We start from the raw sequence: 5994 nt of genomic DNA, 5'->3' as shown, positions 1-5994 counted from the left end.
AATCTGGACAGTGAGATTATTCAGGTGAACGATGGCGAGATCGCGGTTCCGGTATATTACATGCAGCAAAAAAAATTGAGCGTGGGCGACCAGGTTCGGATCGATAATGGTCAATTTGAGCGTTCTTACACCATCGTTGATTTTGTCCGTGATGCTCAGATGAATCCATCGGTTGTGCACTCCAAACGTTTTATTGTGAGTACAGGGAATTTGCAGGAACTGAAGCAGAGCGTCGGAGAGATGGAGTATCTCATTGAATTCCGGTTGACCGATCCCGGACTGACAAGTGAATTTACCCAGGCTTACCAAAATGCCGGACTTCCCAACGCGGGTCCAGTCGTAACCTATGGGCTGTTCCAGGTATTGAATGCCATGACCGACGGAGTTATTGCAGCTGCTGATTTCAGTCCAAAAAGCGGCGGGAAACCGGGCATCGGCCAACGGGAGCTTGCGCAATCGGCCAAACCGGGCTTGAAAGCTGTTCGCAGTGCAGCGTGCGCCCTTGAAACATGGGCGCCCGCAGGCTTGACTGTCGTCCCTTGTTTTTCGGCGGCGGCTTGATCGCACGCCCCGGCCATGTCTTGGAGCAGCGTTGATGAAGGTGACCGTCGAGCGGGCCCAGCTCCTGAAATCCCTCGGACACGTGCATCGCGTCGTCGAGCGGCGCAACACGATCCCGGTTCTGTCCAATGTGCTGATGCGCGCCGACGGCGCCTCGCTGCGGCTGAAGGCGACCGATCTCGACATCGAGGTGGTCGAGAGCCTGGCCGCCGAAGTCGGCCAGTCCGAAGCGAGGGGAAGTGCCAGGGCGCGAGAGCGCCACCGTGCGTCCGATGCCCTAGGTCGGGTAAGACGCGAGAAAGAGAGTGAGCAGACAATGGCGGGACAGAAGATCCGCATTCGCCTGAAGTCGTACGACCACGCCGGACTGGACTCGTCCGCGCGAAAGATCGTCGACACCGTGACCCGTGCCGGCGCCACCGTGGTGGGCCCGGTTCCCCTGCCGACCGAGAAGAACGTCGTGTGCGTCATCCGGTCGCCCCACAAGTACAAGGACAGCCGCGAGCACTTCGAGATGCGCACCCACAAGCGCCTCATCGACATCATCGACCCGACGCCCAAGGCCGTCGACTCGCTGATGCGCCTCGACCTCCCGGCCGATGTCAACATCGAGATCAAGCTTAATTCATCTGTTCCTGAACCCAGATTGCCGACTCAGCCAGCATCGTCATCAATTCATTAAAGTCCACAGCAATTTCCCGCAGAGGAGTTTCCCCTGCATCGTGGATCAACATCAGCACCTTGCCTGAATTTTGATCCAGTATAGCCATACTTCCTTCACCAAATCCACCAATCGGGAAAGGCTGGAGGTCAGCTGGCAGCTCGTATTCTTTCTCATATTCACGGTATACTTCCAAAAAATCCGGATAAGCCCAGCTCAGTTCTTTCACCGAATACAAGGCAGGGTCGCCGAAATTACATGCACCGAATTCAAGCAAAAGTGCGCGATATGCTGCGGGCAGTTTTACATTATGCTTTTGTTCAAAATCCTCAATGCTCTGTTGCGTTTCAGGAGTACACCCTTCTCCCATTGTTGTATATAGCTCACCCAACAGAGGGAAGTGACGCTCACGCAAGGCGCGCAGCTGTTCCTCGTGTCCTGTGGTTTCTGCCTGCCAAATATAGGAATCACGGTGAGTCGCATCAACAAACATCAGATCGGTTAGGCTGATACGTCCGCGCGAGGTTAATACCCGCTGCATCTCCTGTAAGGCCAATAGTTGCTGATCTGGACTCAGATGATGGAAAGCAAAGCTGGATACAACAAAGTCGAAGGAATGATCGGTAAAAGGCAACGCCATAAAATTACCAAGTTTCACATGCATCTCGGGATATTTGGTACGACATCTGCGTAGCATCTCCCGGGATTGGTCGATTGCAGTCATGTCTGCGCCGTGCTGTAGCAGTTTCCCAGCCAGATTACCTGTGCCTGTACCAGGAGTAACACAAACTTTAATAACATTTCTTCCAGTAGGATTTACGACATGGCAGCGGAATCTATATGATACTTGGGGAGCTTGTGTCCAGATTCCGTCCAGAGAGGAATTTGAGAGTTTAAAGTCCTCTGTCAGTGATGGGAAATCGGCTATCGCTGCCGCCATTACTGGCAAGGGAGTAGTGGCATCAGGCAGCGATACATTTAGTCAAATGGTTGCTAAAATTAAACAGATTAACACAGGTAAGAAATTTGCTTCAGGTAGTGTTCCTGCTCTAGGTGAAGGTAATTATCGTGATTTTCAAATTGGTTTCACGCCAAGCTTTGGAATCGCGCACGCAGTTCCCTATAATCCTACCGATGCTAGTTTTTTTGTTTATTCGAATATTAATGGTAGTATGTTCAGGATTGAGCCTATAACAGGTGGTGTTAGAGTAAAACCGGGTACAAATAGAGGAACATCTAAGCCGAACATTTTGTTCGTTCTGCAATGGAGGTTGGCGCAAATTTCTTTGACCATGCCGACATTTATGGTACAGGAACATGTGAGGAGATCTTCGCCGAAGCAGTACAGATGAATCCCCAAGTTCGTGAAAATATGATTCTTCAATCCAAATGCGGTATCCGCAAAGGCATGTTTGATTTCTCCAAAGAGCACATCCTGAATTCGGTGGATGGTATCCTGCAACGTCTGAAAACGGAATATCTTGACGTTCTGCTGCTGCATCGCCCTGATGCATTGGTTGAGCCGGAGGAAGTGGCTGAAGACTTTGATCAACTGGAGAGCGAAGGTAAAGTGCGTCACTTCGGGGTATCAAACCAGAGCCTTAACGATCCAAGTGAAGTTGAGTGGAATCCAACTCAATAACAGATTGTCATGGTCGGAAGCGACCGTTAGGGCAGCTACCAGCGTTAGCATCGAGAACGTCAGAAGAGCTCGTTCCTTTCGGATAAATAGAAACATGACAAAAGCGTATAGGCTGTGCAAAAGCAGTATAGCGAATGTAATCTTTTGCAAGTCAATGGATAGTCCTCGTTCACTTCCAATGGCTTCTGGAGAACCAAAATAGAGAGAGCGTGTGATCCCTCCGCTATAAGGATCGTCAAAATTGGCTGTCTGCACCAAAAGATTGAGTTCGGTAGAACCGTCAAGCACATAGGAAGTTGTAAATGCAGTCCTTTCTGGTCGATAGGCTTTGGCATGAGTGGCAGGTTGGCCGATTGGTCATCAGCCTTACCTACATGAAGACTAACCAAAGCACATACTCCCAAAGCTTCACCTTAACAATGGTCGTCCTACCCGTTATTGTCGCCATTATCATCCTGCTCATCGGCAGTAACATCGCTCGAGCATTCAGCTTGGCAGGTGCCTTCTCGATCATCCGATTCCGAAGTGCCCCTGGTGATCCAAAAGACATTGCTTACGTATTGTTCACGATGGCTTCCGGTCTTGCCTGCGGTGTAGGCGCTTTTGGATACGCGGTGCTGTTCACCATTATCCTGTGTGTACTCATGTTTGTTCTGAGTCGCTTCAACTTTGGCGGCAAGAAGAGTCAGCTGAAAACGCTGAAAGTCACCATTCCCGAAAACTCCCTCAATATACCCTTTGATATTGGTAATCGGTGTACGGAGATCATGCGAAATGTTGGAGATAAGCTCTTTGCGGTTCACTTCGTCCTGCTGTCGTAACGCATAGGAGAGCTGTAATTGATTCCGCATGCTCTCAAACGCTTCGCTGAGTTGACCAACCTCGTCATTAGAGTTTAGCTGAAGTTTAAAGGATAGATTACCATCCTTGATATGTTCGGCTGAACTTCGTAGTTGATTCAATGGTTTAATGAAGCTGCGCGTGATCCAGCGGAACAAGAGCAGATTTGCAATGATGAGGACACCAATAAGCAGGAATGACATCACAGGCAGCAACTTGCGAGTAAGCTCCGCAAAGGGGCTTCTCTCGCGAATGACAAAGATACTCCCCCGTTCCCCAAGCTTCAACTTTGGTATTGGTTACGGTACTGAAAGTGGCGTGAGCTTCCAGGCTGGTGTGCAACAGGATAACTGGTTAGGTACGGGTTATGCTGTTGGTATCAACGGGACCAAAAACGATTACCAGACCTATGCTGAACTGTCGGTAACCAACCCGTACTTCACCGTAGATGGCGTAAGCCTCGGTGGTCGTCTCTTCTATAATGACTTCCAGGCAGATGACGCCGACCTGTCCGACTATACCAACAAGAGTTATGGTACAGATGTGACGTTGGGCTTCCCGATCAACGAATATAACTCGCTGCGTGCAGGTCTGGGTTACGTACATAACTCCCTGTCCAACATGCAGCCGCAGGTTGCGATGTGGCGTTATCTGTACTCTATGGGTGAACATCCGAGCACCTCTGATCAGGATAACAGCTTCATGTCGGCTTTGCCAACAACCATACCGGTGACTATGGAATAGAAGGACTTACGGACACACTTGAGGAAGCGGAGCAACGCGGGCTGATTCCTCTTGGGGTGGGCATGAGTCTGCATGATGCACGCAAGCCGGTTTTTATTGATACAGCAGATGGACGAATTGCTATCATTACGATAGGTGTGACACGAAGCGAAGTTTTCGCCGCATCCAATCCGGGGAATGGCGTTCCCGCACGTCCAGGTCTGAATCCGCTACGGTGGTCACGCACGTACGTGGTTGACGATCAGGACTTCGAGGCTCTGCAGGGTATCAGTGAACGAATCGGTATCGCCGCAAGCATGGAAGTAGGAAAACGGATTGAGACGTTTAAGAGCAAGTCTGAGAATCATTATGAGTTCTTAACGGTCTGATTAATCAATTATTCTTATATTAGCGCCTTGGAGCGAAGGAGAAAATAACGATGAAATTGCAAAAAAATGACAAGCTTCTGTTTATCGGTGATTCGATTACAGATTGTGGTCGGGAACATCCTGTAGGCGAAGGTAGCTCCGGTCTGGGACATGGTTACGTAGCGCAAGTCTATGCCCTCTTGCGGTCCATCTATCCGGAATTGATGTTGCGTGTCCAGAATGTGGGTAATGGTGGAAATACGATTCGTGATCTGAAACAGCGCTGGGATCGTGATGTGCTGGACCTTAAACCGGATTGGCTGACGATCATGATTGGCATTAATGATGTATGGCGTCAGTTCGACAACCCATTGTCAACAGACTCACATGTGTTTCTTGAAGAATATGAGTTTGGTGTGGTAACTCAACTGGTGGCTCTATTCCTCTTATTTTTCAAGTCAATTTCTTATCCGCGATTCGGGTTAATTAAGGATGCATAAGCTTCCTTTTTTATAGACAAATGTACAAGAAACAATACTGTAACTTTACACTAGTTCTATCTACGAACTTTTAATCTATACTAGCGGGATAACATCACCGGCTTTAAAGCCGGTGATGTTATCCCGCTAGTATAGATTAAAAGTTCGTAGATAGAACTAGTGTAAAGTTACAGTATTGTTTCTTGTACATTTGTCTATAAAAAAGGAAGCTTATGCATCCTTAATTAACCCGAATCGCGGATAAGAAATTGACTTGAAAAATAAGAGGAATAGAGCCACCAGTTGAGTTACCACACCAAACTCAATGAAATTCAAGCGCTCGAAGAGGCTTACGCTAGAACAGGCACACCTGTCGTGTCCAACAACTCCGCTCACCGCTGGACAGCAGATGTACCAATGGTAATCCCTGAGATTAACCCGGGACATCTGGACGTGATTGAAGCTCAACGCAAACGTCTGGGCACAAAAACCGGATTCATTGCTGTAAAACCAAACTGCTCGATTCAGAGCTATGTGCCTGCACTGCACGCCTTGCGTGAGTTCAACCCGACTCAGGTTGTTGCTTCCACGTATCAAGCAATCTCCGGAGCAGGTAAAAACTTTACGGACTGGCCAGATATGCTTGATAATGTCATTCCATACATCGGTGGCGAAGAAGAGAAGAGTGAGCAGGAACCACTACGAATCTGGGGTAGCATC

At 48.9% G+C, this 5994-nt stretch carries 10 protein-coding genes and 2 pseudogenes; 10 read left to right on the top strand and 2 right to left on the bottom strand.

The features are described from left to right. The 3 genes and pseudogenes from ACS72_RS20085 to rpsJ all read left to right on the top strand — a co-directional run. Nucleotides 1-561, top strand: a 561-nt coding sequence (locus tag ACS72_RS20085) for a hypothetical protein (protein WP_048882837.1), incomplete at its 5' end; no start/stop codon positions are given. Nucleotides 562-595: 34 nt separating this feature from the next. After that, nucleotides 596-778: pseudogene (locus ACS72_RS20080) on the top strand (DNA polymerase III subunit beta); the annotation flags it as partial. A 99-nt stretch (nt 779-877) separates the two neighbouring features. Continuing rightward, nucleotides 878-1243 carry a 30S ribosomal protein S10 gene (gene rpsJ / locus ACS72_RS20075; RefSeq protein WP_171249887.1) on the top strand — a complete coding sequence of 122 codons (366 nt, stop codon included), beginning with the start codon at nt 878-880 and terminating at the stop codon, nt 1241-1243. Here rpsJ and ACS72_RS20070 read toward each other — a convergent pair. Further along, nucleotides 1182-1979, bottom strand: a complete 798-nt coding sequence (locus ACS72_RS20070; RefSeq protein ID WP_249888303.1) for an SMI1/KNR4 family protein — start codon at nt 1977-1979, stop codon at nt 1182-1184. The genes rpsJ and ACS72_RS20070 overlap by 62 nt on opposite strands. On the opposite strand from ACS72_RS20070, the gene ACS72_RS20065 reads away from it, so the two are divergent. The 3 genes from ACS72_RS20065 to ACS72_RS20055 all read left to right on the top strand — a co-directional run bounded on the left by ACS72_RS20065 (nt 1945) and on the right by ACS72_RS20055 (nt 3685). Next, nucleotides 1945-2574 (top strand): hypothetical protein, encoded by a 630-nt coding sequence (locus ACS72_RS20065; protein WP_249888304.1) that lies wholly within the window; start codon nt 1945-1947, stop codon nt 2572-2574. The genes ACS72_RS20070 and ACS72_RS20065 overlap by 35 nt on opposite strands. Further along, the gene (locus ACS72_RS20060) at nt 2487-2864 is read left to right on the top strand and encodes an aldo/keto reductase (protein WP_212771735.1); all 378 of its coding nucleotides are present in this window, start codon (nt 2487-2489) and stop codon (nt 2862-2864) included. Before ACS72_RS20065 ends, ACS72_RS20060 begins: the two co-directional genes overlap by 88 nt. A gap of 302 nt (nt 2865-3166) precedes the next feature. Further along, entirely contained in the window at nt 3167-3685 is a 519-nt protein-coding gene (locus ACS72_RS20055) for a DUF4956 domain-containing protein (protein ID WP_368677451.1), read from the top strand. Here the strand turns inward: ACS72_RS20055 and ACS72_RS20050 are convergent. Continuing rightward, a pseudogene (locus ACS72_RS20050) lies at nt 3596-3907 on the bottom strand (HAMP domain-containing protein); the annotation flags it as partial. The gene ACS72_RS20055 and the pseudogene ACS72_RS20050 sit on opposite strands and share 90 nt — an antisense overlap. A 49-nt stretch (nt 3908-3956) precedes the next feature. Here ACS72_RS20050 and ACS72_RS20045 point away from each other — a divergent pair. The 4 genes from ACS72_RS20045 to ACS72_RS20030 form a co-directional block, all read left to right on the top strand. After that, complete coding sequence (locus tag ACS72_RS20045) at nt 3957-4448, top strand: BamA/TamA family outer membrane protein (RefSeq protein WP_048882834.1); 492 nt, start codon at nt 3957-3959, stop codon at nt 4446-4448. Then, on the top strand, nt 4445-4816 hold the full coding sequence (locus ACS72_RS20040; RefSeq protein WP_081405891.1) for a CapA family protein: 372 nt from the start codon (nt 4445-4447) through the stop codon (nt 4814-4816). Before ACS72_RS20045 ends, ACS72_RS20040 begins: the two co-directional genes overlap by 4 nt. 50 nt (nt 4817-4866) lie before the next feature. Further along, nucleotides 4867-5295: a GDSL-type esterase/lipase family protein gene (locus ACS72_RS20035; protein ID WP_155858058.1), complete on the top strand. Its 429-nt coding sequence runs from the start codon at nt 4867-4869 to the stop codon at nt 5293-5295. Between the two features lie 282 nt (nt 5296-5577). After that, nucleotides 5578-5994: Asd/ArgC dimerization domain-containing protein (locus ACS72_RS20030; protein ID WP_283936063.1), on the top strand; the 417-nt coding region annotated here is incomplete at its 3' end.

The organism is Acinetobacter sp. VT 511, assembly GCF_001077515.1.
GTDB classification, from domain to species: domain Bacteria; phylum Pseudomonadota; class Gammaproteobacteria; order Pseudomonadales; family Moraxellaceae; genus Acinetobacter; species Acinetobacter schindleri.
This window is presented reverse-complemented; position numbering and strand designations above follow the sequence as displayed.